Origin of the sequence: Streptomyces sp. CB02980 (genome assembly GCF_014451325.2) — a bacterium.
GTDB lineage: Bacteria > Actinomycetota > Actinomycetes > Streptomycetales > Streptomycetaceae > Streptomyces.
This window is the reverse complement of sequence record NZ_JACSCH020000080.1, coordinates 1-590: the sequence shown is the minus strand read 5'-3', so window position 1 is coordinate 590 and position 590 is coordinate 1. Positions and strand designations below refer to the sequence as shown.

The 590-nt window shown below is 74.2% G+C and carries 1 pseudogene; it reads right to left on the bottom strand.

Annotated features, from left to right (window positions below):
* Window positions 1-590 (bottom strand): annotated as a pseudogene (locus E0F75_RS39835) (acetyl/propionyl-CoA carboxylase subunit alpha); the annotation flags it as partial.

Below are 590 nucleotides of genomic sequence, written 5' to 3'. Positions count from 1 at the left end.
GGGTCGTGATCCATGACGTGCCAGGAGTCGCCGTCACGGCCGAGCCAGTTGCCGGCGCGGTGGAGGGTGTGGGTGATCCCGTCCACCGTGACCGTCACCGTGGTGTCGGTGACCCGGGTGCCGGGCGGCGCCTCGGCGGTGACGGGTTCGAGTCCCGGCACGCGCAACGGGAAGGGGAGCGGGGCGGGGCTGCCGCCCAGGCGCCAGCTGTTCGGTACCGAGAACGGGTCGGTCCAGCCGTCCCGGGGTGCCGGAGCCAGCTCCGCGAGCCGTACGGCGGCCGCCGCCGCGTACACCTCGTCCGGAACACCCTCCGGGACCAGGCTCTCCGCGTCCCGCTCCACCAGGCCCGTGTCCAGGGCGCCCGAGACGACGTCCGGATGCGCGAGCAGGCGGCGCAGGAAGCCCGCGTTCGTCGGCACTCCCAGGGTCACCGTGTCCGCCAGGGCCGCGCGCAGCCGGCGCAGGGCCGTCGGACGGTCCTCGGCGTGGACGATGACCTTCGACAGCATCGGGTCGTAGAGGGACGAGACCTCCGTACCCTCCGACAGGCCCGAGTCCGTGCGGACGCCTTCGCCCGCCGGCTCGTT